Origin of the sequence: Nonomuraea maheshkhaliensis (assembly GCF_039529435.1) — a bacterium.
GTDB classification, from domain to species: Bacteria; Actinomycetota; Actinomycetes; order Streptosporangiales; family Streptosporangiaceae; genus Nonomuraea; species Nonomuraea maheshkhaliensis.
On sequence record NZ_BAAAMU010000073.1, the window covers coordinates 28,725 to 52,226 of the forward strand.

Genomic DNA, 23,502 nt, shown 5'->3' on the forward strand with positions numbered 1-23,502 from the left:
TGTCCGGGTGTCAGCTTTCCAGGTAGCGGAACGCCTCGTGCGCGGAGTCCACGCTGCGCCGCAACGTGCGTTCCAGGACGTCGGCGTCCTTCGCCAGCCGTTCGATCTCCGGCACGGCGAGCTTGTCCGCGCCGGACTCGGCCAGCAGTTCCTCGTAACGGGGCAGCCGGGCGCGCAGCTCCTCGATCTGGCCGCGCGCGTGGTAGGCGCGCTCGGCCTCGGCGACGTGCCCGGCGTAGCGCTCCAGCGCCTCGACCCGGGCGACCACGGCGGCCTCGCTGTTGATCAGGGCGCGTTCGAGCGGCTCGATCACCGCGGCCACCTCGGGGGCGATACCCCTGGCCAGCAGCTCCCTGTGCTCCAGGCGCAGCGCCGACAGCTTGGCCAGCAGCCGGGCGATCTCCCACTCCTGCGCGGGCAGCATGACGGCGTTGCGGGCGTCGTCGAGCATGCCCTCGGCGTTGACGTGGGAGCGCAGGACCGACCCGATGGCGCGCTGCGCCCTGGTCAGCACCGTCCTGGCGTCGTGGTCGAAGTCCTCGGGCAGCAGGTAGCGGCCGTCGTACCAGCGGGCCTGCTCGTAGACGCCGCGCTCGTGCGGGCGGTCGTCCTCGGGGACCTCGCTCATGGAGGCGATCTTCACCAGGACGATGAAGACGTACGTGCCGAGCAGCACGAACCCGGCGGGCGCGACCGGCGAGGCGAGCAGGACGGCCATGAGGGCGATCACGACCGGGGTGGCGGCCAGCAGCAGCGCGCTGGACGGACTGCGGCGGCGCTGCGGCGGCGCCGCGGCGGGCGGCACCCATCCGGCCCTGATCCTGGACAGTAAGGAGACGTTGGACCGCAACAGCCCGGCGATCTCCGGCGGCACACCCGGATCGACGACCACACCCACGTTCTGTCCTGGCACCCTGGCGCCCCCAACGCTCGTGATGTGTGGATATTACGTGCCATTTCGGCGGAGTGTCAGCCTCCGAAAGGACAGTCCGATGCAACCGGGACCCCCGGACGGGGTCTCGGGCACATGACGTCCGTCATGCGGGCCCGGCTGACGTACGGCACTACACCCGCCCCCACCTGCACCGTCACGCTGGGCGCATGAGTGTTGTGAAGGGGAACGCGCTGGAGCTCAGGGCCGTGACCAAGACCTACGGCCCGGTCACCGCGCTCGGCGGTGTCGATCTGAACGTCGGCCGGGGCGAGACGGTGGCAGTGCTGGGCCCCAACGGGGCCGGCAAGAGCACGCTGCTGTCCATCGCGCTCGGCCTGCGCGCCCCCGCCTCGGGCACCGCCAGGGTCCTCGGCCGCCCGCCGGGCGAGGCGCTGCGGGCGGGCCTGGTCGGGGTGCTGCCGCAGGAGTCGGGGCTGCTGGAGGACGTACGGGTGGGCGAGCTGGTGGCCGCCGTCGCCGGGATGTACCCGGACCGGCCACCGCCGGAGCGTGCGCTGCGCGCGGCGGGCATCGAGGAGCTGGCCCGCCGCCTCGTCGGGCGGCTGTCCGGCGGGCAGCGGCAGCGGGTCAGGTTCGCGCTGTGCGTGGCCGGGGATCCGGAGCTGCTGGTGCTGGACGAGCCGACCGTCGGGCTGGACGTCGAGGGCCGCCGGGCGCTGTGGCGGGAGATCAGGGCCAGGACGGGGCGGGGCGGCACGGCCGTCTTCGCCACCCACTATCTGACCGAGGCCGACGACTACGCCGACCGGATCGTGCTGCTCGCCGGCGGGCGGGTCGTCGCGGACGGCTCGGTGGCCGAGGTGAAGTCCCTGGTCGGCGGGGACGAGGTGCGCTGCGTGCTGGACGGCGCCGACCCGGCCCGGCTGGCGCTCCTGCCCGGAGTGCGTCACGTGAGCGTGGAGGGGCGTGCGGTGCGATTGCGGACCGGTGATCCGGACGCGACGCTGCGCGCGCTGCTCGGCGCGTACGAGGACGTCACGGGGGTGCGGGTCGAGGGCGTGGACCTGGAGAGCGCGTTCGTGAGCCTGACGGGAGGGCGGAGCTGATGGGAGCGCTGCGATCGGCGGGATCGGGCCCGGTGCGGTCGAGGGGATCGGCAGGGGCGATGGGGGCGTATCTGCGGCTGGAGCTGATGCGCGGGTTCCGCAACCCGGTGGGGCTGGTCATGCTGACGTTCTTCCCGCTGGGGCTCTACCTGCTGTGGACGAAGGTGCTCGACGTGGTGCCGCGCGACCAGATGGGCGACTTCGCCGCGTACTCGATGGTGTCGATGGCCACCTACGGCGCGATGGGCGGCGCGCTGTTCATCGGGGGCGCCATCGCGATGGAGCGGGGCAAGGGATGGCTCGACCAGCTCGCGGTGACGCCGCTGCCCGCGCACGGCTACGTGACGGCCAAGCTGCTCAGCGGCGCGGCGACGGTGCTGCCGAGCATCGTCGTGGTGCTCGGCGCGGGCGCGCTGCTGTCCGGCGTCCGGCTGCCGGCCGGCACCTGGCCCGTCCTGGTGGCGCTGATCTGGGTCGGTGTGCTGCCGTTCGCGGCGCTCGGCGTCGCCTTCGGCTACACGCTGAAGGGGCAGGTCGCGAACCTGGCCATGATGGTCGTCTACTTCGCCATGTCGGTGCTCGGCGGGCTGTGGCTGCCGGTCCAGGCCATGCCGGCCGGGATGCGGGCGCTGGCCGAGCTCAGCCCGGCCTACCAGGCGGGGTCGCTGGGCTGGCGGGCGCTGGACGGCCTGCCGCCGACCGGGGCCTCGCTCGCCGTGCTGACCGCCTGGACGCTGCTCTTCTGCGCGCTGGCCGGATGGCGTTACCGTCGGGCGTTGTGACGCCGGTGCGGGAGTTCGACTTCACCAAGGGCCGGGCGGCGGCCAGGGCGGGAGCGTGCGCCTGGCTGCTGCTGATCGGCTGGCCGCTGTGGGTGTTCATGGAACGGGGGCCGGGGCCGCTCGCGGTGGTCGCGGCGCTGGCCGGGGTGGCGGTGTTCGCGGCCTGCTGGGTGGCGATCATGTGGCGGATGCTGAGCGCCCGGGCCACGACGGCGAACCCGTGGGCCGTGGCCGGGCTGACGGGGGCCTGGCTGGCGCTGCTGCCGCTGTTCGGGCAGCCGTGGGCGTACACGTCGTTCGTGTACGCGGTCAGCGCCTTCGCCGCCACCCCGCCCGCCGTGGCCTTCGCCGCCGCGACGGCCGCCGTCGCCGCCGTGGAGGTGACGGCGCTGCTGGCCTCGGGGGCTGCGCTGTCCCGGGTCTGGTGGGTGCCGCTCGTCATCGCCGTGCAGGCCGCCGCCGTGCACAGCCTGCGGCACATGGGCCTGCTGGTGGCCCGGCTGGACGCGGCCAGGGCCGAGGTCGCGCGGCTGGCCGTGGAGAACGAGCGGCTGCGCTTCGCCAGGGACCTGCACGACACGCTGGGGCACACGCTCACCTCGATCACGATCAGGAGCCAGCTCGCCGCCCGCCTGGCGCCCGCCGACCCTGGGCGGGCCGCCACCGAGATGACCGAGGTGGAGCGGACCGCCCGGCGGGCGCTCGACGAGGTCCGGCGGACGATCACCGGGTACCGGGCGCCGTCGTTGTCGGAGGAGCTGGAGGGGGCGACCCGTAATCTGGGGGTGGCCGGGATCGAGGTGACGGTCTCCCCCGCCGACGGGCCCATCCCGGCCGCCGCCGAAGCCCTGCTCGCCTGGTCCGTACGGGAGGCCGCCACGAACGTCCTGCGCCACAGCCGCGCCCGCCACTGCCACATCGCGTTGCGCCTGGACGAGACCTCGGCCGCCTTGGAGGTGACCGACGACGGCCACCCCGCCACGACCGCTGTGCCCGAGGACCACGGCCACCAGAGTGCCGCCGCGTGTGCAGATCACGCCGGCCCCGCCCCGGCCCCGGGTGGTGAGCGGATGGGGAGTGGGCTGGCCGGGCTCGCCGAGCGGGCCGGGGCCGCAGGCGGGCGGCTGGAGGCCGGGCCGCGACCCGAGGGCGGCTACCTGCTGCGGGTGCGCGTCCCGCTGGATGCGGCGCGGGCGAGCACGACCCGGGCGACTGCGACTCGGGCGGGTGCGGCGTGATCCGGGTGCTGATCGCCGACGACCAGGACCTCGTCAGGGGCGGCCTGGCCGCGCTGCTCTCCCTGGAGGACGACATCGAGGTCGTGGCGGAGGTGGGACGGGGCGACCAGGTGGCCGCCGCCGCGCGGGAGCACGAGCCCGACGTGATCCTCCTCGACATCGAGATGCCCGGGATGTCCGGCCTGGAGGTCGCCGAGCAGTTGCGCGGTCACCGCGTGGTCATCGTCACCACCTTCGGCCGCCCCGGCTACCTCAGCAGGGCGCTCGACGCCGGCGTGGCCGGTTACGTGGTCAAGGACGCCCCGGCCGCCGAGCTGGCCGCCACCGTACGGCGGGTGCTGGCCGGCGAGCGGGTCATCGATCCCAAGCTGGCCGTGACCGCGCTCACCACCGGCCCCAGTCCGCTCACCCAGCGGGAGGCGGAGGTGCTGCGCGTGGCGGCGGGCGAGGCCACCGTGGCCGGCATCGCCAGGCGGCTGTTCCTCACGGAGGGCACCGTACGCAACTACCTGTCCGCCGCGATCGGCAAGACCGGCGCCCGCAACCGCGCCGAGGCGGTACGGGTGGCGGAGTCACGCGGCTGGCTCTGATCCGGCGGAAGCGCGCTACGGGTCCCGTCGTCCCGGGGCGGCCAACGCCGTGACGTGGCCTACGGCGCGAGCCCGCGCGGCCGGGCCCGGTCAGTCGCCTGGTAGCAGGGCGTTCTGGTGGATCTCCCACAGGGCCGTCTCCGGGATGCCGGCCTTGACCAGTTGCTCCCACGTCTCCATCCGACCCGCCGGATCGGCGAGCAGGGCCTGGAGCAGCGGTCTGAGCCCGGCGCGGTCGGCGCCCTCCTCGTTCCACATGGCGCCCAACGCCTGGTGCATGGCCGGCGACCGGACGGCGACCGTGCGCACCAGTTCCTCCAGGATGCCGACCCGGTCGGCGTACGGGAGCGCCTGCCCCTCTCCGAGCGCCCGCAGCAGCAGGTCGAGCAGCCGGCGGTGGCGCGGCGCGTGGCCGGTGGCGACCGCGACGACGACGTCCCCCATGCCGGTCGCCTCGGTGCCGCCGCCGAGCACGACGTCCTCCTGCCCGTCCTCCATCACCCGGTGCGCCGACAGGGCGGCGACCAGCCCGGTCCAGCCCTCCTGCCCGAGCTGCCCCTTCCACAGGTGGGTGAGCGAGGACCAGCGCTCCATGTGGTCGGGTCCGGGCAGGATCGCCGAGACCCGCACGGGCTCCTCCGAGGCGGCGACGATGAGCAGGGTGAGGTTCGCCGAGTACGCGGCCAGCCGCCGGGTCACCGTATGACGTACCGGGCGGAACCCGGTGAAGTGCCGCCTGGGCCGCTCGTGCAGGGAGCGGCGCAGCAGCCCGGCCAGCAGGTCCACGCAGCGCGCCCGCACCTCCGAGGGCACCTGGTCCAGCAGCTCCAGGATGAAGCCGACCGTCGGCCCCCGTTCGGCCAGGCACGAGTGGGAGGTGACGGCGTACAGCAGGTCGTCGTCCACGGCCTGGGCCAGGACCAGGGGCTCGTCCCCTGCCAGGCGGCTGCGCCGGTCGAGGTCGCGCAGCGCGTACATGGTCAGCCAGGCCACCAGGAACTCGCCGAACGTGGAGTGCAGGAACGCGTGCCCCTTCCTGCGCACGAAGAAGAAGCGCTCGGTGGCCTTGCGGGCCCAGTCGACGCGCTCCTCCTCGTCGCCCGGCTCCTCCTCGCCACCGTGGCACAGGGCGGGCAGGTCGCTCTGGAGCGCCTCGTCGGTGATGACCTGGCTGCCCCTGGCCAGCATGGACAGGGCGGCGGCGCCGAGCAGCACCAGTTCCTGGTCGATCTCGACCCGGTGGGCGCCGCCGGTCTCGCGTTCGGTGTAGTCGCGCAGCAGGACCTCGTACAGGCGGGCCCGCTGGAGCGGGCCGTGCTCGCGCTGGAGCGCGTTGCCGCCGGCGTCGTAGAGGGCGAGCAGCAGCAGGAGCAGCGGGTGGCGGGCCATCTCGCCGTGCGCGAGCGCGGCCTCTGCGGGCAGCGGTTTCAGGTCGCGCCGGGCCAGCAGGGCACGGTTGGCCTGGTCCCAGATGTCGAGCCACTGGCGTACCTGGTCGTCGCCGAACGGCTGCAGTTGCAGCGCGAGCAGCCCGGCGGGGAAGCGGACCCGGTCTGCCACCACCGTGCGGCCGGTCACGATGACCGCGACGGGCCGGCCCTGCGCCGCCTCCTTGGCCTGGAACTCGCGCAGGCGCTCCAGGTAGTCGTAGCGGCTGAGCTCGCCCTGCACCAGCTCGTCGAACCCGTCCAGCAGGATCACCGGCATCGCGCCGTCGCCCGCCTCGACCAGGTCGGCGTAGGAGACCTCCTCCCCCAGCACCTCCGCGACGGCCTGCTCGACCTGCTCGACCACGCCGGCGCGGGCCCGTACGGCGCGCAGCTCCACCCTGATCGGCAGGAACTCCGACCTGGCCAGCCGCGCGCCCAGCACCTCGGCCAGCTTGGTCTTGCCCGAGCCCGGCTCCCCGAGCACGAGCAGCGGCGCCTGGGTGGCGCGCAGCGAGGTGAGGTGGCCGGCCAGGAACGCCTCGGTGTCGGCGAGCAGCCGCTGGTCGTCCCACCAGCTCCGCAGGGCGGGCAGGGAGTCTCGGGTCAGCTCGGCCACCCGGCAGCGCGGGCTCAGGTAGCCCTCGCCGAGCAGCGGCAGCGAGACGTCCTCCGGATGTTTGCCGGCCAGCAGCAGCGGCCGGTCGAGCGCGTTGGCGGCCATCCGCATCTGGTGGATCACGGGACGGTCGCCCACCCGGGGCGGCGCCAGCTCGGCCAGCAGCCAGGCCACCCTCGACAGCGCCGTGGCCGGCGGCGGCGTCTCGGTGACCAGGCTGCGCACCCCGAACTCGTGGCTGTCGAGCGCCAGCGACCGGTAGTCCTCGTCGTAGATCCGCAGCGCGTGCGCGGGCGGCCCCTCGTCGAGCAGGCGGGGCAGCAGGAGCCGGTCGTCGGTGGACAACTCATCCCAGACGGCGAGCCCACGTACGTAACCGGCTAAAGCATCCGACATGCGCAGGTAGGCACGTTCCACGGCCTGCCGGGTCTCGGCGTAGGGCACGTGCGGCTCGGGCGTGGGCAGCCGCGTCAGCAGCAGCGCCGCGACCAGCCCGGCGAAGCGCTCGGCCGTCGGCACGCCGTGCGAGATCCGCTCGCCGCGGTCGAGCTGGTCGAGCGTGAAGGGCAGCTGCGCCTCGCCGAGCGCCTCGAACCAGGCCGCCACGACGACCGCGGCGTGCGCCGCGGCCAGCCGCTGGGTGCGGGTGAAACGGTCGACGCCGGTCTTGAGCTCCGGCATGCGGCGTACCACGTCCTTGCCGTAGGCGATGATGCCGTCGCGCAGGTCGCGCAGGCTCATCGTCAGCCGCGGGCCGCCGGCCAGGGCCCAGCCGGTGCGCTCGGCGGCCGAGGCCAGCCCGATCACCTTGACGAGCCTGCCGTCCTTGCACCCGAGGATCCGCAGGGCGTCGGCGTAGCTCGGGGTCTCGATCATGCCTTCTCCCGGGGAGGGGGATGTCCCATCATGCGCCGAACGCCCCGATCAGCGCAGGATCTTGAACCAGGACGATCCGAACGTTACCTGCCTGTCATGTTTCCTTCAGTATCCGGGCTATCTCGGGGAGCGCCGCGGGATCCTCGATGGTGGAGGGCGTGGCGTACGGGTTGCCGTCGGCGATGTCCCGCATCGTGGCGCGCAGGATCTTGCCCGAGCGCGTCTTCGGCAGCCTGCTCACCACGACGGCGCGGCGGAAGGCGGCGACGGGGCCGATGCGCTCGCGTACGAGGGCGGCCAGCTCTCGTTCCATCTCCTCCTGGCCGCGCTCCGCCCCGGCCTTCAGCACCACGAACCCCATCGGGAGCTGGCCCTTCACCTCGTCGGCCACGCCGATCACGGCGCATTCTGCCACGTCGGGGTGGGCGGCGATGACCTCCTCCATCGAGCCGGTGGAGAGCCGATGTCCTGCCACGTTGATCACGTCGTCGATGCGGCCCATGACGTACAGGTAGCCGTCGTCGTCCAGGTGGCCGCCGTCGCCGGTCAGGTAGTGGCCCGGGTAGCGGCCGAGGTAGGAGCGGGCGAAGCGGTCGTCGTCGCGGTAGAGGGTGGGCAGCGCGCCGGGCGGCAGCGGCAGTTTGACGGTGACGGCGCCCTCCGCGCCGGGCGGGCAGTCGCGGCCGTCGTTGTCGAGGATGTGCACGTCCCAGCCGGGTACGGCCTTGGTCGGGGAGCCCGGTTTGATCGGCAGCCGTTCGATGCCGACGCAGTTCGCGGCGATGGGCCAGCCGGTCTCGGTCTGCCACCAGTGGTCGATGACGGGGACGCCGAGCAGGTCGGAGGCCCAGTGGTAGGTGTCGGGGTCGAGCCGCTCGCCGGCCAGGAAGAGGTACCGCAGCCCCGACAGGTCCCACTTTTTCGCGAAATTGCCGGATGGGTCCTCTTTTTTGATGGCGCGGAAGGCGGTCGGGGCGGTGAAGAGCGTGCGCACGCCGTACGTGGACACCACCCGCCAGAACGCGCCCGGGTCGGGGGTGCCGACCGGCTTGCCCTCGTACAGGACGGTCGTGCAGCCCGCCAGCAGCGGCCCGTAGACGATGTAGGAGTGGCCGACCACCCAGCCGACGTCGGAGGCGGCCCAGAAGACCTCACCGGGGGCGGCGCCGTACACGTGGGACATGCTCCAGTGCAGCGCCACCGCGTGGCCGCCGTTGTCGCGCACGACGCCCTTCGGCGTGCCGGTGGTGCCCGAGGTGTAGAGGATGTACAGCGGGTCGGTCGCGGCCACGCTCACGCACCCGGCCGGCTCGGCCGCGCCCACGGCCTGCGCCCAGTCCAGGTCGCGGCCCGGCGTCAGCTCCGCCGGGCTCTCGGGCCGCTGCAGGATCACGCAGTGTCCCGGCCGGTGCTCGGCCTGCTCCAGCGCGGCGTCCAGCAGCGGTTTGTACGCCACCACGCGTGTGGGCTCGATCCCGCAGGAGGCCGACAGCACCACCTTGGGCCTGGCGTGGTCGATCCGCACGGCCAGCTCACGGGCCGCGAACCCGCCGAACACCACCGAGTGCACCGCCCCGAGCCGGGCGCAGGCCAGCATCGCGACCACCGCCTCCGGCACCATGGGCATGTAGATCACCACGGTGTCGCCGGTCTCCACGCCGAGGTCGCGCAGCATGCCCGCGGCCTTGCTCACCTCGTCCAGCAGCTCCGTGTAGGTGTAGGTGCGCGTGGTGCCGGTGACGGGGCTGTCGTAGATCAGCGCCGCCTGCGTGCCGCGGCCCGCCGCGACGTGCCGGTCGACGGCGTTGTGGCAGGTGTTGAGCCGGCCGTCGGGGAACCAGCGGCCGTCGGCGTGGACGGTGGCGGGCGCGAGATCCCACTGGATCCCGAGCGCGGCCTCCCCCCAGAACTCCTCGGGCCGCTCGATGCTCCGCCGGTATGCCTCGTCATAAGCGCTCACTTGTCGATCAGAACAGTCGTCAGCCCATGGCGCAAGATAGGACGGATGAGCGATGACGTGATCCTTACCGTGGTGATGGGGTCGAGGGCGTACGGGCTGGAGACCGACGCCTCCGACACCGACCGGCGCGGCGTGTTCGTGACGCCGACCTCGGCGTTCTGGCGGCTGGACAAACCGCCCACCCACCGGGACGGGCCGCTGCCCGAGCAGTTCTCCTGGGAGGTCGAGCGCTTCTGCGGCCTTGCCCTCGACGCCAACCCGACGGCGCTCGAATGCCTGTGGTCGCCGCTCGTCGAGGTGATCACGCCCGCCGGGCGGCGGCTGCGCGACCTTCGGCAGGCGTTCCTGTCGCAGCGCGCGCACCGCTCGTTCGCCGGGTACGCCGACGCGCAGTTCCGCCGCCTCGACCCCGGGCGGCCGAACTGGAAGCAGGCCATGCACATGGTGCGGCTGCTGCTCAGCGGCCTGCACCTGGTGCGGCACGGGGAGCCCCTGGTCCGCGTGGACGCCCACCGGGAGCGGCTGCTGGCGATCAGGAACGGGCGGGTGCCCTGGCCGGAGGTGGACGGCTGGCGGGCCGCGCTCACGGCGGAACTGGCCGCGGCGCCGAGCGTCCTGCCCGAACGGCCGGACCGCGAGCGGGTGGAGGAGTTCCTGGTCGGGGTGCGTGCGGAGAACCTGCCACCGTGCGGCCGGCCCGCGAGGTGAGCCTCGCGGACCGGAACGCTCATCTCAGGTGTTCGCGGGGTCGGCCGACAGGACCAGGCGCACCGCGAAGTTGCGGTAGCCGGCGCGTTCGAAGGCCTTGGCCATCGGCACGTTGCCGGCGTCCGTGTCGGCCACGATGCGCTGGACCCCGCGCAGGGCGTGGCTGCGGGTGATCTCGGCGAGGAGATCGTCCACGTACCCCTGGCCGCGCCGTTCCGGCACCACCCCGAGGTAGCCCACCACGGGCCCGGCGGCGTTGGCCGACGGCAGGGCGACCCCGACGAGCTCTCCGTCCAGGTCGTAGGCCAGCCGCCACCAGTCCCGATCCCCCTCCATGGACCGGTTGTCGCGCACGTCCTCGCGCGCCTGCTCCATCGGGTCCATGACGGCCAGCGCCTGGCGGGTGTGCGCGTCCAGGGTGCCCTGCGCCACCCTGGCGAAGGCCGCCGCGAACACCTCGTCGTCGTCATCGCCGCGGAAGACGAGCCGCGTCGACGGCTCGGGGACGGGCCCGTCCGTCCACTCGTACCGCAGGCGTTCCAGCTCGTCGGTCAGTCCGACGCGGCCGGCGGCCTCCCATCGCCAGGCCAGGGCGGCGCTCGTCCTGGGCGCCTCGCGCCAGCCGTTGGTGACGAAGACGTGGTACGCGGGCGCCGTGCCGAACGCGGCGTGGGCCCGGCGCAGCAGCTCGGCGATCAGGCCGACGCGGTCGGGGACCGAGGGGGCGGCGTACAGGCAGTCGAGCGCGAGCGGCCGGTCCTCCCCGGGGAAGCCCCACCACACGGCGCGGGCCAGGATCTCACCGCCGGGCTCGTCCTCGGCCAGCCAGATGCGGTCGAAACGGTAGGCGCCGCTCTCCAGGAACGACAGCAGCCGGTCGGGATGGGACCAGCTGATGGACTCGTCGACGACGCAACCGAGCAGGCGGTCTAGATCGTCCTTGACGGCAGTACGGAAATGCACGATTCCTCCGAGAATCGGAAACGGACGCTGCGGGCGCCCAGATAGGTGCGAAACACTCAGCGCCTCCTTTCTTCCGACTTTTCGGCGTCGGCTGGCACTCTACCGAAATATCGCGACAGGATGGCCTAGTGACCTCCTACGACGACGACACGCTGCCTCTGCAGCCCCCGATCCGGCTGCCCGGCGAGGCCACGCTCGCGGCCGCCGTACGCGCCGCGCCGCTGGCCGACGAGCTGAAGCCGGAAGGCGACGACGCGGAGGTGCTGGCCGTGTGGTCCGGGCACTGCCGCGAGCGGCTGGCCGAGGACGAAGGGCTGCTGCTTGAGCTGATCAGGATGTTCCTGTCCAGGGAGCCGCTCAAGGGCGAGGCCCCCGGGACGCTGACGGGCCTCGGGCTGGTCCGGCAGGAGGAGCCGTACACGCTGAGCTGGCTCGGGTTGTGGGTGGCGCGGCAGATCATCGCGGAGACCACCGGGCAGGACATCCCGGTCATGGGCTCGCTGGCGGACGCCGACGCGACGGCGCTGCTGCACGGGCTGCGGGCCTATCCGGAGTCCGAGCGCGCCGAGGAGCTGACCGGCTGGCTGAAGGAGCGCGACCCCGCGCAGGCCGCGGCCGAGATCGGCTCGGTGCTGGGCGCGGTGAGCCCGCTCAGCCGGGCGGTCGGCGTCGAGGTGCTGTCGGCCAACCTCGGCGACGAGGGACGGCGGGCCCTGGCCAGACGGCTGGAGGAGCCGAAGCTGGGCGCGGTGATCGCCGCCAGGACCGGGCGGGACGAGCGGCAGCCGACGCCGGAGGAGATCGCCTGGGTGCTGGTGGACATGGCGGCGGCGCTGCTGGAGTTCGGGGGCGAGACCGGCGAGGTGATCGAGTCGATCGCTTTGGGGATGGACGCCGGGGAACAGGCGGGGACGATCGCGATCCTCGCGTTCGGGGACCATCCGTGGACCGGGCAGGTGCTGCGCGTCTTCATCGAGCACCACCCGGACGAGCGCGTCTCGGCCGCCGCCCGCAAGGCCCTGCGCCGCCTGCGCGGCCTGGCCGACGTACGCGGCTGAGGTGTGGCACATGTGAGTGGAGGTGCGCGTGGGGCGGCGGGGCGCCGGTAGAGTCGGATCGGTGAACGAGCATGCGATCTCTCCTCAGACCGGCATCCTGGGTGACGCGTTCGCCTGCGACTGCGGTGTGCTCCTGGGCGGCCGCATGGTCGCCGAGCTGCACGCCGCCGACAACGGCCTCTGCTCGGCCTGCCTCGGCACGACCAGGGAGGAGCCGGCGGCCGGCCTGACGCGCCCGTGCACGTCGTGCGCCGGCAGCGGCCGGCGCAAGGAGCAGGTGCACTGGCAGCTCGCGTACGCCGAGGCCGAGCATCTGATCACGATGACCGTCGTGCGCGGCGTGGTCGCCGGGTTCGACGGCCCGTTCCGCCTGTCGGAGATCGCCGACACGGTCAGGAGCGGGCTGGGGCTGCCCACCGGGCGGCTTCCGGTGGGGCCTCGGGTGCGTGACCTGCTGCTGCAGTTGCAGGCGGCGGGCGAGATCACCATGTTGTCGGCGCCCGACGAGATGGTCGGCACCGACATGGTGCTCTACCGCGACCCGCAGTGGCAGCGCGCCCGCACCCTCGGCCTCTGACCGCGCTCCGCCGCCACCTTCACCGATACCACCGGCCCGGCCCGACCGGCCGCGCCGCCCGGGCGCCGCGCCCCAGCCGATCCGGTCGCCCTGCCTCTGGCGCCCGCGGGTCGCGTCAGCCGCGGGCGGGGAGCCGGCAGATGATCTCGCCGTGCAGGACGGACAGCCATCCGTCCTCCGCCCGGACCCACTCCAGCCACCCCTCCGACATGCGCCGCAGGTCGGCCTCGGTGGCGGCGCCGGTGGCCAGGGCCTGTTCGGCCATCGCCGAGCGCAGGATCCGCTCCGCCCACATCCCGCCCCACCACGCCCGGTCCTGCGGGGTGGCGAAGCACCAGGTGGAGGAGGTGGCGGTGACGTCCTCGAAGCCCGCCTGCTTGGCCCACGACAGCAGCCGCCGCCCGGCGTCCGGCTCTCCGCCGTTGCCGCGGGCGATGCGCTGGTAGAGCGCCATCCACTCGTCCAGCGCCGGCACCCGCGGCCACCAGGTGAACGCCGTGTAGTCGCTGTCGCGTGCCGCCACGTAGCCGCCCGGCTTGGTCACCCGCCCCATCTCCCGCAGCGCCGGCACCGGATCGCCGACGTGCTGGAGCACCTGGTGCGCGTGCACGACGCAGAAGGTGTCGTCGGGGAAGCCGAGCGCGTGCACGTCGGCGACGGCGAAGTCCACGTTCGTCAGCCCTCTGGCGGCCACCTCGGCCCTGGCCAGGCCGAGCGTCTCCTCATTCACCTCGGACGCCGTCACGTGCCCGGCCAGGCCCGCCAGCTCGGCGGTGATCGTGCCGGGGCCGCTGCCGATGTCGAGCAGCTTCATGTGCGGCTTGAGGTGGGGCAGCAGGTACGCGGCCGAGTTGGCGGCGGTGCGCCAGCGGTGCGAGCGCAGCACGGACTCGTGGTGGCCATGGGTGTAGACGGCGTTCATCGGCGAACTCCCTCCGTCGTGCGATTACCGCCACCCTAACCACATCTCATCATGCAAGAAACTTTGTCTTATTATTCGAGATACGCGCGGGCGCTCGTACACTTGGGCTGACACATGGCGACATATCAGGAGAGGCGGGGATCGTGGGAGAGGTTCGGCCGATCGTGCGCGTGGGCGATCCGGTGCTGCACCACCCGTGCGAGCCGGTGACCGGCTTCGACGGCGAGCTGGCGGCGCTGGTGGAGGACATGTTCGCGAGCATGTACGCGGCGGAGGGCGTGGGCCTGGCCGCCAACCAGATCGGCGTGCCGCTGCGCGTCTTCGTCTACGACTGCCAGGACGCCGACGGGCAGCCGCACAAGGGCGTCGTCGTCAACCCGGTGCTGGAGCTGCCCGGCCTCGGCGAGCGCCGGCTCGACACCGGCGACGAGGGCTGCCTGTCGGTCCCCGGCCAGTACGCGCCCCTACCCCGCGCCGACCGCGCCACCGTGCGCGGCTTCGACGCCGGCGGCGAGCCCGTCGTGGTCGAGGGCACCGGGCTGCTGGCGCGCTGCCTGCAGCACGAGACCGATCACCTCGACGGCCATCTCTACATCGACCGGCTCCCGGCCAAGCGGCGCAAGCAGGTGCTGGCGGCGTACGAGGAATCCACTAAAGCGGACAAAGCGCCGCTATAGTGGAGGAATGACAGGCGAAGGGGCCCTGGCCAGCGGGCTGTCCATGGCCGAGCTGGGGCAGCGGATCCGGGGCGAGCGGCGGGCGCGCGGGCTGTCCATCGAGCGGCTGGCCGAGCTGAGCGGCATCAGCAGGAGCATGGTCTCCGAGGTCGAGCGGGGCGCGAAGACGCCCAGCGTGCTGGTGCTCGACCGGCTGGCCACGGCGCTGGGCACGTCGATCTCCCGGCTGCTCGACGAGCCCGCCCGCGAGGCGATCCGGGTGCTGCGCCACGACGAGCAGCGGGTGCTGCGCGACCCGTCGGGCTGGGAGCGGCGGGTGCTGTCGCCCGTGCTGGGCGAGGTCGAGTTCGAGTTCATGCGGACGAGGATCGGGCCGGGGGTGGACGCGGGCGAGTTCGTGCCGCACGCACCCGGCTCGCGCGAGTACCTGGCCGTCGAACGCGGCACGCTGCGGCTGACGATCGACGGGCGGCCGTTCGAGCTGGGACCCGGCGACTCGGCCTGCTACCCGGGCGACCGCCGCCACGCCTTCGCCAACGACGGCCCTGCCGACTGCGTCTTCTACCTGGCCATGGAGCTGGGCCCGCGGGCGCAGGCGGGAGCGGCCGGGCACCACACGGCACGGAAGGACACACCTCATGGATGAGCTGCGCCTGGCGGGGGCCAAGGCCATCGACAAGCCGCGCCCGGCGGATGCGCGGGCCGTGGACGAGCTGCGCCTGGCGGGAGCCAAGGCGGCCGGGATCTGGGCCGAGCACCTCGGCGGCGTCGCCGAGCGGCCGGTCTGGCGGCCGGTGCCGGACGGCGAGCTGGCCTGGCTCACCGGCCAGGAGCTGCCGGAGACCGGGCGGGCGCTGGACGACCTGCTGGAGGACACGCGGGCCCACGTGCTGCCGTACCCGATGGGCAACGGGCATCCACGCTTCTTCGGCTGGGTGAACTCGCCGCCGAACCCGGCCGGCGTCCTCGTCGAGCCGCTGGCCTCGGCGCTGAACCCGAGCTGCGCCGGAGGCGACCACGCCGGGCCGCACCTGGAGCGCACGGTGGTGCGCTGGCTGGCCGGGCTCGTCGGCTTCCCGCACCTGCCCGGCGGCGGGCTGCTGACCAGCGGGATCTCCATGGCCACGGTGATCTGCCTGGCCAGCGCCCGGCAGCGGGCGGCGCGGGCCGACGGCTGGGACGTGCGCGAGGAGGGGCTGTCCGGGCGGGCGCCCCTGGTCATGTACGTCACCGAGGAGGGGCACAGTTGCCTGCACAAGGCCGCCCAGCTGCTCGGCCTCGGGGCCAGGCACGTGCGCACGGTGCCGGTGGACGCGGCGTACCGGATGGACGTGGGCGCGCTGCGCACCATGATCGGCGAGGACCTGGCGGCGGGGCTGCGGCCGTTCTGCGTGGCGGGCAGCGCCGGGACCGTCAACTCCGGCGCGGTGGACCCCCTCGACGAGATCGCGGACGTGGCCGCCGCGCACGGCCTGTGGTTCCACGTGGACGGCGCCTACGGCGCGCTCGGCGTCCTGGCCGGCGGTGCCGCGCCGCACTACGCGGGGATGGAGCGGGCCGACTCCCTGGCCCTCGACCCGCACAAGTGGCTCGGGGTGCCGGTGGGCTGCGGCTGCGCGCTGCTGCGCGATCCGGGCGCGGCGCGGGCCGCGTTCAGCCTGGTGCCGTCGTACCTGGTGGACGAGAACGCCGGCGAGCTCGGCTGGTTCGCCGAGTACGGCCCCGAGCAGACCCGCCCCTTCCGCGCGCTGAAGACCTGGGCCACCCTGTCCCACCTGGGCCGGGCCGGGGTCAAGGACCTGGTGGAGCACACTGCCATGCTGGCCCGCGAGCTGGGCGCCATGGTCGAGCGGGCGCCCGACTTCGAGCTGCTCGCACCCGTCACCACCTCGATCACGGCCTTCCGCCACACCCCTCGCGAGAGCGGGCTGGACGCGCTCAACCGGGCCGTCCCCGGCGCGGTCCAGGCACGCGGCAACGCCTTCCTCACCGGCACCCGGCTCGGCGGGCGGGACGCGCTGCGCGCCTGCTTCCTGCATCCGGGGACGACGCGGGCGGACCTGGAGGTGCTGCTCGACGAGATCCGCGTGGCGGCCAAGTCCCTGTAACCGGGGCCGGGCCGCTCGTCGCGAGACCGTCGCCGGGCGGAAGCCGCCCCGTTCGGGAAGCTCCCAGCACATCACCTGGAATTCGCAGAGAAGCGACAAAGTGTCGTGACTCGCCCGGTCGCCCGGGTAGAGGGCCGTCCTCTACCCGTCTACGCGGAGGATTCCATGGCGAAGACCGTGGCAGATGTGATGACCTCGCACCCGGCGACGGTCGAGGCGGACCAGCCGGTGTCCGTCGCGGCCTCGCTCATGCGCGACCACGACACCGGGGCGCTCATCGTCAACGACAAGGGCCGCATGAAGGGCATCGTCACCGACCGTGACATCACCGTGCGCGTGGTCGCCGACGAACGGGGCCCGGACACGCCGGTACGCGAGGCGTGCACCGCCTCCGTGGAGGCCATCGGGCCAGAGACCAGCATCGAGCAGGCCGTCCGGATCATGCGCACGCACGCCGTGCGCCGGCTGCCGGTGGTCGAGGACGGGCGCGCGGTCGGCGTGGTGAGCCTGGGCGACCTGGCGGTCGAGCGCGACCCCAGCTCCGCCCTGGCCGACATCTCCGCCGCCGAGGCCACCCGCTGAGGGCGGCCCCGGAAAGTGTCGGTCCTGGGCTATAACGTGGCGGCATGATCACAGTCGACGACGTGCGCCGGTTCGCGCGCACGCTCCCCCGCTCGTCGGAGCACCTGATCAGGGACCGCGTGAAGTTCCGCGTGGGCCAGATCGTCTACGTGGCGTTCTCGCGTGACGAGACCCAGATGGGGTTCGGCTTCCCCAAGGAGGAGCGCGCCGCGCTGGTGGCGGCCGAGCCGGACAAGTTCCTCATGCCCAGGGAGTCCGACCTGCGCTTCCACTGGGTGGAGGCGCGCACCGCGGCCCTCGACGTCGCGGAGATGCGCGAGCTGGTGCTGGAGGCGTGGCGCATGTGCGTCCCGCAGAAGGTCCGCCGCGAACAGGAACTCGCCGCCCGCCTGCGGCCGTAGCACCGGCCGGCCCACGAGGCCACCGGGCCGGCGCGCGACGGCGCAGGCGGAGGCCGTGGGTCAGCGGGTGACGTCGCGATAGAGGTCGCGGGTGAGCGTGGTGATGCGCTTGACCGAGGAGCTCCACGTGCCGCCCGCCGGATGGGCGGTCAGCACCGCCATGACGTAGCGCTCGCCCTTCCCGGCCAGCCCGGTCGAGTGCAGCACCGGCCGCCCGTAGTCGGGCACGCCCGAGCCGGTGGCGCGCTGGGCGATCCACGAGATGGGCGCCCCCACGGCCCTGGCACCGCCGCCGCCGCACCTGACCGGCGGCGTCGTGCCGAACCCCGACCAGCCCTGCTTGACCGCCCATGGCCGGGGCAGCGCGTCGGGGATGCCGAAGGTCTGGTCGAAGCCGTCGGTGCCGCACGGGGTCGAGTGCCGCAGGTGGCCGAGGATCGTGTCCCTGACCCGGGCGTCGGCCCGGTCGAGCAGGTAGCGGTAGGTGCGCACGATGTCGTACGCGCTCAGCGAGGTGTAACCCCAGAAGCCCGGCTTGGACGCCGGCGGCGGCGTGGTGTCGGACAGCCCGAGCCGGCGCGCCTGCCTGACGATGATCTGCCCCTTGCCCAGCCGGTCCCAGAACGTGGACGCGGCGTCGTCGTCGCTGGAGCGCAGCATGATCCGCAGCAGCCTGGCGTCGGCGGCGGGCACGCTCTTGCGCCGCTCCAGGTAGTCGATCGCGATGAGGATCTTCACGACCGAGGCCGAGCGGTATTTCCGGTGCGCGCTCCGCGTGGCGACGATCTTGCCGGCCTGCCGGTCGAACACCACCCACGCCGCTGTCGTCCCCGCGGGCGCCTGAGGCGGCCGGGCCTGGGCGGCGGCGTGGGCCGCTGGAGCGGGGGCCGCGAGCGTGGCGGCGGTGACGGCCGCGAGGGGCACGGCGGCAAGAGGCTTGGTTCGCACCCGCCCATGAATACCAGATCGTGACACGACACTCTTGACCAGCAAACGAAAGCGGGTATAAACACAGAGGAAACCAACCCGAAACGGCGGTGAATCAACATCATGTACGCCGAGGAGCGGCAGCAGGAGATCCTGCGGAGAGCGCGGCTAGCGGGCCGTGTCGACGTGGTGACGCTGGCCGCCGAGCTCGACGTGACCACAGAGACGATCCGCCGCGACCTGACGTCGCTGGAGCGGGCGGGCGTGCTGCGGCGCGTCCACGGGGGCGCCATCCCCGTGGAGCGGCTGGGGTTCGAGCCCGCGCTGGCCGCCCGTGACGAGGTCATGACGGCCGAGAAGGAACGCATCGCCAAGGCGGCGCTGGCCGAGCTGCCCGAGGACGGCTCGGTGATCATCGACGCCGGCACCACCACGGGCCGCCTGGTGCAGGTGCTGCCCCTCGACCGGGAGCTGACCGTGGTGGTCAACTCACCGCCGCTGGCCACCGCCCTGGCCGCGCGCGCCAACCTCAACGTGATCGTGCTGGGCGGCCGGTTGCGCGGCAAGACACTGGCCACGGTGGACGACTGGGCGCTGCGCCCGCTCGACCGGCTCAACGTGGACGTGGCGTTCATGGCGACCAACGGCTGCTCGCTCGCCCGTGGCCTGACCACGCCCGACCCGGCGGAGGCGGCGATCAAGCGGGCCATGGTCAACGCCGCGCAGCGCAGCGTGCTGCTGGCCGACCACACCAAGTTCGGCAACACCTACCTGGCCACCTTCGCGGAGCTGAGCGAGATCGACGTGCTGATCACCGACACCGGCCTCGACGTGGCGCTGGCCGCCGACGTGGCGGCCGCCGGCCCGGAGGTGATCAGGGCGTGATCCTCACCCTGACCCTCAACCCGAGCCTCGACCGGACCATCGAGATCGCCTCCCTCGACCGGGGCGCGGTCATCCGCGCCGCCACCGCCCGCCTCGACCCCGGGGGCAAGGGTGTCAACGTCTCGCGCGCCCTGCTGGCCAACGCGGTGGCGAGCCGGGCGGTGGTCCCCTACGGCGGCGACGAGGGCCGGCAGCTCATCCGCCTGCTGGCCGCCGAAGGGCTCGACATGGTCACCGTCCCGGTGGCCGGCCCGACCCGGTCGAACGTCACGCTGGCCGAGCCCGACGGCACCACCACCAAGATCAACGAGCCGGGCACCGCCCTGTCGCAGGAGGAGCTCGACACGATCGCCGACACCGTCCTGAGCGCCGCCCACGAGGCGGACTGGGTGGTGGCCTCCGGCAGCCTGCCGCCCGAGGTTCCCTCCGACGTCTACGCCCGGCTGTGCCGCAGGTTCGCCGGGGCCGGCATCCTCATGGCCGTCGACTCCAGCGGCCCGGCGCTGGCCAGCGCGCTCACCGCCGCGCCCGCCCTGGTCAAGCCCAACCTGGAGGAGCTGTCCGGAGCCACCGGCATGCCCATCCGCCGGCTGGGCGACGTGGCCGAGGCCGCGGCCAAGCTGCGGGCCGCCGGCGCGCGCACGGTGCTGGCCAGCCTGGGCGCGGACGGCGCGGTCCTCGTCGAGGAGGACGGCATCTGGTACGGCGAGGCGCCGGTGACGGAGCCGCGCAGCTCCGTCGGGGCGGGTGACGCCATGCTGGCCGGATTCCTGGCCGGCGGCGGCTCCGGCCCCGACGCGCTGGCGCTGGCTCTGGCGTGGGGCGCCGCCGCCGTATGCCTGCCCGGCAGCCGCATGCCGGGCCCCGACCACATCGACCCCGGCGCCGTCACCGTCCGCGCGCCCGATCCCGACCGTCCGCTCTCATCCCCCCACCCGTAAGAAGCGGCTGCTCACCCCCCTGAAGGAGCACGTCCATGGCCGACACCTACACACCCCCGGTCACCGGAACCGGGGTCAAGGCCACCATCCAGCGCATCGGCGGCCATCTGGCCGGCATGATCATGCCGAACATCGGCGCGTTCATCGCCTGGGGCCTGATCACCGCGCTGTTCATCCCGACGGGCTGGCTGCCCAACGAGACGCTGGCCAAGATGGTCGATCCGATCATCAAGATGCTGCTGCCGATCCTCATCGCCTATACCGGCGGCCGGATGGTGCACGGGCAGCGCGGCGCGGTCGTCGGCGCGGTCGCGGTCATGGGCGTCGTGGTGGGCACGGACTCTCCGATGTTCCTGGGCGCCATGATCATCGGCCCGCTCACCGCCCTGATCCTCAAATATGTGGACAAGTTCACTGAGGAGCGGACCAAGGCCGGCTTCGAGATGCTGGTGGACAACTTCTCCGCCGGTATCGTGGGCGGCGCGATGGCCGTGGTCGGCATGTACGCCATCGGCCCCGTCGTCCAGACGATCACCACCGCCGCGGGCAACGCGGTCGAATGGCTGATCGTCAACAATCTGCTGCCGATCGCCTCCGTGCTGATCGAGCCGGCCAAGGTACTCTTCCTCAACAACGCCATCAACCACGGGGTGTTGAGCCCGCTGGGCGTGGCCGAGGCCGCCGAGCAGGGCAAGTCGATCCTGTTCATGCTGGAGTCCAACCCCGGCCCCGGGCTGGGGCTGCTGCTGGCCTATCTGCTGTTCGGGCCGCGCGCGATGCGCCCGAGCACGCCGGCCGCGATGATCATCCACTTCTTCGGCGGCATCCACGAGATCTACTTCCCGTACGTCCTCATGAAGCCCCGCCTCATCGTGGCCGTCATCGCGGGCGGCGCGGCCGGGGTCTTCACGTTCATGATCACAGGTGCCGGCCTGGTCGCCACCCCGTCGCCCGGCAGCATCTTCGCCTACCTCGCGGTGACCCCCAAGGGCGGCTGGCTCGGATCCAGCCTGGGCATCCTCGTCGCGACGGCCGTGTCGTTCGCGGTCGCCGCCCTCCTGCTCGGCTTCGGCAGGGGCGAGAAGGCGGAGCCCGAGGAGCCCGAGCCCGCCGCGACAGAAGAACCCGCAACCAAGGAGAGCTGAGCCATGGCCGCCATAGACAGCAAGGACATCCACAAGATCATCGTGGCCTGCGACGCGGGCATGGGCAGCAGCGTCATGCTCGCCTCCACGCTCAAGAAGCAGCTCAAGGGGACGGGCGTGACCGTGGAGCACACCCCGGTCAACTCCATCCCCGAGGACGCCGACGTGGTGGTCTGCCACACGGGCCTGGCCGCCCGCGCCAAGGCCGCCGCCCCTGGCAAGCCGCTGGTGTCGTTCCAGATCTTCCTGGGCGACCCCGCGGTGACCAAGCTGGTGAACACGATCAAGAACGGCGGCACCGTCGATGCGTGACGGCCTGCTCGACCCCCGCGCCGTGCTGCTGCACGAGAGCGCCCCCGACCGCGACGCGGCCATCCGCCGCTGCGGGCAGGCGCTGGTCGACGTGGGGGCGGTCGCGCCGTCGTACGTGGAGGCGATGCTCGAACGCGAGCGGACGATCTCCACGTACGTCGGCGAGGGCGTGGCCATCCCCCACGGGACGGCCGCGTCCAAGGAGGACGTCAAGCGCGACGCCATCTGCGTGGTGCGCTTCCCCGGCGGCGTCGACTGGGACGGCGAGCCCGTCACGCTGTGCGTGGGCATCGCGGCCGCCGGCGACGGGCACGTGCCGCTGCTGGCGGCGCTGGCCGACATCCTGCTCGACCCCGATCGGGCCAGGACGCTGCGCGAGGCCACCGAGGTTTCCCAAGTCATCAAGGAGCTGTCATGAAGGTCGCGCGTTTCCACGCGCCGGGCGACATCAGGATCGAGGACGCGCCCGAGCCGGTCGCCGGGCCGGGCGAGCTGAAGATCCGGGTGCGCAACTGCTCGACGTGCGGCACCGACGCCAAGATCTTCAGGTTCGGCCACCACCACATCGTGCCGCCGCGCGTCATGGGCCACGAGATCGCCGGCGAGGTCGTCGACACCGGCGCGCGGGTGCAGGTGATCGCGGCGATCCCGTGCGGCACGTGCGCCGAGTGCCGGCGTGGCCGCCAGACGGTCTGCCCGAACCAGGAGTCGATGGGCTACCACTACGACGGCGGCTTCGCCGAGTACATGATCGTCCCGGCGAAGGTGCTGGCCGTGGACGGCGTCAACGCCATCCCCGACGGCGTCGGGTTCGCCGAGGCGTCGGTGGCCGAGCCGCTGGCCTGCGTGCTCAACGGCCAGTCGCTGGCGCGCGTCGGTCCCGGCGACGACGTGGTGGTGATGGGCGCGGGCCCGATCGGCTGCCTGCACGTACGCCTGGCGCGGGCGCGCGGGGCGGCGCGGGTGTTCCTGGTGGACGTCAACGCGGGCCGGCTGGCGATGGCGGCCGAGCTCGTGCATCCCGACGCGGTCATCGACTCCGACCCCGTGGAGCAGGTGCTGAAGCTGACCGGCGGCCGGGGCGCCGACGTGGTGATCACCGCGGCGGCCTCCGGCGCGGCGCAGGAGCAGGCCGTGCGGATGGCGGCCAGGCAGGGCCGGATCAGCTTCTTCGGCGGGCTGCCCAAGGACGATCCGGTGATCGCGCTGGACTCGAATCTGGTGCACTACCGTGAACTGACCATCGTCGGCGCGAACGGCTCCAGCCCGGCCCACAACGCCCAGGCGCTGCGACTGGTGGCCGAGGGCGCCGTGCCGGTCTCGGACCTGATCACCCACCGGCTGCCGCTGCCGCAGGTGCTGGACGGGATCGACCTCGTCAGCCGGGGTACGGCCATCAAGGTCACGATCGAACCCTAGGAGGTAGGCGATGGCACAGCGAACGGTGGTCGTGGCCTCGGCCAGCGGCCTGCACGCGCGGCCGGCCAAGCTGTTCGTGCAGGCGGCGGCCAAGGTGGGCGTGCCGGTCACGATCCGGGCCGGGGAGAAGTCCGTACCGGCCAAGAGCATGCTGGGCGTGCTGTCCCTGGGGGCCGTGCGCGGCACCGAAGTGACGCTGGAGGCCGAAGGCCCCGGCGCGGACGAGGCCCTGGACACGCTGGCGGAGCTGCTGTCCCGCGACCTGGACTCGGAAGAGGCCCTCGATGCCTGATGACACCGCCGCGCACCGACCCCGCGACCGGTGCGGCCGCGGGGCCCCCGCCCGGCGGCTCCGGGACTGCCGGCGGCCCCTGGACCGGGGCC

Annotated in this window: 25 protein-coding genes; 19 read left to right on the forward strand and 6 right to left on the reverse strand. The window is 73.1% G+C overall.

Annotated elements, in window-relative coordinates:
- Nucleotides 1-10 precede the first annotated feature (10 nt).
- Complete coding sequence (locus ABFX54_RS36575; RefSeq protein ID WP_346111304.1) at nt 11-898, reverse strand: hypothetical protein; 888 nt, start codon at nt 896-898, stop codon at nt 11-13.
- 203 nt (nt 899-1,101) lie between these two features.
- On the opposite strand from ABFX54_RS36575, the gene ABFX54_RS36580 reads away from it, so the two are divergent.
- From ABFX54_RS36580 to ABFX54_RS36595, 4 genes are read left to right on the forward strand one after another with little or no spacing between them, the layout of a single operon-like run.
- A complete protein-coding gene (locus tag ABFX54_RS36580) occupies nt 1,102-2,001 on the forward strand; it encodes an ABC transporter ATP-binding protein (RefSeq protein WP_346111305.1) in 900 nt (299 codons plus the stop codon).
- A 59-nt stretch (nt 2,002-2,060) separates the two neighbouring features.
- Nucleotides 2,061-2,783, forward strand: coding sequence for an ABC transporter permease (locus ABFX54_RS36585; protein WP_346111307.1), 723 nt, complete (start codon nt 2,061-2,063; stop codon nt 2,781-2,783).
- Complete coding sequence (locus ABFX54_RS36590) at nt 2,780-4,021, forward strand: sensor histidine kinase (protein WP_346111308.1); 1,242 nt, start codon at nt 2,780-2,782, stop codon at nt 4,019-4,021. The genes ABFX54_RS36585 and ABFX54_RS36590 overlap by 4 nt, the downstream gene beginning before the upstream one ends.
- Nucleotides 4,018-4,611: a response regulator gene (locus ABFX54_RS36595; RefSeq protein WP_346111309.1), complete on the forward strand. Its 594-nt coding sequence runs from the start codon at nt 4,018-4,020 to the stop codon at nt 4,609-4,611. Before ABFX54_RS36590 ends, ABFX54_RS36595 begins: the two co-directional genes overlap by 4 nt.
- Nucleotides 4,612-4,701: 90 nt before the next feature.
- Here ABFX54_RS36595 and ABFX54_RS36600 read toward each other — a convergent pair whose 3' ends face one another.
- Nucleotides 4,702-7,533 (reverse strand): NACHT domain-containing protein, encoded by a 2,832-nt coding sequence (locus ABFX54_RS36600; RefSeq protein ID WP_346111310.1) that lies wholly within the window; start codon nt 7,531-7,533, stop codon nt 4,702-4,704.
- A gap of 94 nt (nt 7,534-7,627) precedes the next feature.
- A complete protein-coding gene (locus ABFX54_RS36605; RefSeq protein WP_346111312.1) occupies nt 7,628-9,493 on the reverse strand; it encodes a propionyl-CoA synthetase in 1,866 nt (621 codons plus the stop codon).
- A 45-nt stretch (nt 9,494-9,538) separates the two neighbouring features.
- Here ABFX54_RS36605 and ABFX54_RS36610 point away from each other — a divergent pair, with 45 nt between their 5' ends.
- Nucleotides 9,539-10,201: a nucleotidyltransferase domain-containing protein gene (locus tag ABFX54_RS36610; protein WP_346111313.1), complete on the forward strand. Its 663-nt coding sequence runs from the start codon at nt 9,539-9,541 to the stop codon at nt 10,199-10,201.
- Nucleotides 10,202-10,225: 24 nt separating this feature from the next.
- On the opposite strand, the gene ABFX54_RS36615 is transcribed toward ABFX54_RS36610, so the two are convergent.
- Nucleotides 10,226-11,164: a GNAT family N-acetyltransferase gene (locus tag ABFX54_RS36615; protein ID WP_346111314.1), complete on the reverse strand. Its 939-nt coding sequence runs from the start codon at nt 11,162-11,164 to the stop codon at nt 10,226-10,228.
- A gap of 128 nt (nt 11,165-11,292) precedes the next feature.
- Here ABFX54_RS36615 and ABFX54_RS36620 point away from each other — a divergent pair, with 128 nt between their 5' ends.
- Both ABFX54_RS36620 and ABFX54_RS36625 read left to right on the forward strand, forming a co-directional pair.
- Nucleotides 11,293-12,222 (forward strand): hypothetical protein, encoded by a 930-nt coding sequence (locus ABFX54_RS36620; RefSeq protein ID WP_346111316.1) that lies wholly within the window; start codon nt 11,293-11,295, stop codon nt 12,220-12,222.
- A 61-nt stretch (nt 12,223-12,283) separates the two neighbouring features.
- On the forward strand, nt 12,284-12,799 hold the full coding sequence (locus ABFX54_RS36625) for a hypothetical protein (protein ID WP_346111317.1): 516 nt from the start codon (nt 12,284-12,286) through the stop codon (nt 12,797-12,799).
- A gap of 115 nt (nt 12,800-12,914) precedes the next feature.
- On the opposite strand, the gene ABFX54_RS36630 is transcribed toward ABFX54_RS36625, so the two are convergent.
- On the reverse strand, nt 12,915-13,721 hold the full coding sequence (locus ABFX54_RS36630) for a class I SAM-dependent methyltransferase (RefSeq protein WP_346111318.1): 807 nt from the start codon (nt 13,719-13,721) through the stop codon (nt 12,915-12,917).
- Nucleotides 13,722-13,864: 143 nt separating this feature from the next.
- Here ABFX54_RS36630 and def point away from each other — a divergent pair, with 143 nt between their 5' ends.
- From def to ABFX54_RS36655, 5 genes are all read left to right on the forward strand, one after another.
- Complete coding sequence (def, locus tag ABFX54_RS36635; protein WP_428834611.1) at nt 13,865-14,398, forward strand: peptide deformylase; 534 nt, start codon at nt 13,865-13,867, stop codon at nt 14,396-14,398.
- A gap of 7 nt (nt 14,399-14,405) precedes the next feature.
- Nucleotides 14,406-15,044 (forward strand): helix-turn-helix domain-containing protein, encoded by a 639-nt coding sequence (locus tag ABFX54_RS36640; RefSeq protein WP_346111319.1) that lies wholly within the window; start codon nt 14,406-14,408, stop codon nt 15,042-15,044.
- Nucleotides 15,037-16,506: a pyridoxal phosphate-dependent decarboxylase family protein gene (locus ABFX54_RS36645; protein ID WP_346111320.1), complete on the forward strand. Its 1,470-nt coding sequence runs from the start codon at nt 15,037-15,039 to the stop codon at nt 16,504-16,506. Before ABFX54_RS36640 ends, ABFX54_RS36645 begins: the two co-directional genes overlap by 8 nt.
- A 165-nt stretch (nt 16,507-16,671) precedes the next feature.
- Nucleotides 16,672-17,088 carry a CBS domain-containing protein gene (locus tag ABFX54_RS36650; RefSeq protein WP_346111321.1) on the forward strand — a complete coding sequence of 139 codons (417 nt, stop codon included), beginning with the start codon at nt 16,672-16,674 and terminating at the stop codon, nt 17,086-17,088.
- Nucleotides 17,089-17,132: 44 nt separating this feature from the next.
- Nucleotides 17,133-17,489: an MmcQ/YjbR family DNA-binding protein gene (locus ABFX54_RS36655; protein WP_346111322.1), complete on the forward strand. Its 357-nt coding sequence runs from the start codon at nt 17,133-17,135 to the stop codon at nt 17,487-17,489.
- A 60-nt stretch (nt 17,490-17,549) separates the two neighbouring features.
- Here ABFX54_RS36655 and ABFX54_RS36660 read toward each other — a convergent pair whose 3' ends face one another.
- Nucleotides 17,550-18,437, reverse strand: coding sequence for a hypothetical protein (locus ABFX54_RS36660; RefSeq protein WP_346111324.1), 888 nt, complete (start codon nt 18,435-18,437; stop codon nt 17,550-17,552).
- Nucleotides 18,438-18,539: 102 nt separating this feature from the next.
- Here ABFX54_RS36660 and ABFX54_RS36665 point away from each other — a divergent pair, with 102 nt between their 5' ends.
- Genes ABFX54_RS36665 through ABFX54_RS36695 form a run of 7 tightly spaced genes read left to right on the forward strand, consistent with a single transcriptional unit; the run spans nt 18,540 to nt 23,410 of the window.
- Entirely contained in the window at nt 18,540-19,301 is a 762-nt protein-coding gene (locus ABFX54_RS36665; protein WP_346111325.1) for a DeoR/GlpR family DNA-binding transcription regulator, read from the forward strand.
- Nucleotides 19,298-20,242 (forward strand): 1-phosphofructokinase, encoded by a 945-nt coding sequence (pfkB, locus tag ABFX54_RS36670; RefSeq protein ID WP_346111326.1) that lies wholly within the window; start codon nt 19,298-19,300, stop codon nt 20,240-20,242. Before ABFX54_RS36665 ends, pfkB begins: the two co-directional genes overlap by 4 nt.
- Nucleotides 20,243-20,277: 35 nt before the next feature.
- The gene (mtlA, locus tag ABFX54_RS36675; protein WP_346111327.1) at nt 20,278-21,387 is read left to right on the forward strand and encodes a mannitol-specific PTS transporter subunit IIC; all 1,110 of its coding nucleotides are present in this window, start codon (nt 20,278-20,280) and stop codon (nt 21,385-21,387) included.
- 3 nt (nt 21,388-21,390) lie between these two features.
- A complete protein-coding gene (locus ABFX54_RS36680; protein ID WP_346111328.1) occupies nt 21,391-21,699 on the forward strand; it encodes a PTS sugar transporter subunit IIBC family protein in 309 nt (102 codons plus the stop codon).
- On the forward strand, nt 21,692-22,117 hold the full coding sequence (locus ABFX54_RS36685; RefSeq protein WP_346111329.1) for a PTS mannitol transporter subunit IIA: 426 nt from the start codon (nt 21,692-21,694) through the stop codon (nt 22,115-22,117). The genes ABFX54_RS36680 and ABFX54_RS36685 overlap by 8 nt, the downstream gene beginning before the upstream one ends.
- Nucleotides 22,114-23,118 (forward strand): zinc-dependent dehydrogenase, encoded by a 1,005-nt coding sequence (locus ABFX54_RS36690; RefSeq protein WP_346111330.1) that lies wholly within the window; start codon nt 22,114-22,116, stop codon nt 23,116-23,118. The genes ABFX54_RS36685 and ABFX54_RS36690 overlap by 4 nt, the downstream gene beginning before the upstream one ends.
- Before the next feature lie 10 nt (nt 23,119-23,128).
- A complete protein-coding gene (locus ABFX54_RS36695; RefSeq protein WP_346111331.1) occupies nt 23,129-23,410 on the forward strand; it encodes an HPr family phosphocarrier protein in 282 nt (93 codons plus the stop codon).
- Nucleotides 23,411-23,502: the final 92 nt, after the last annotated feature.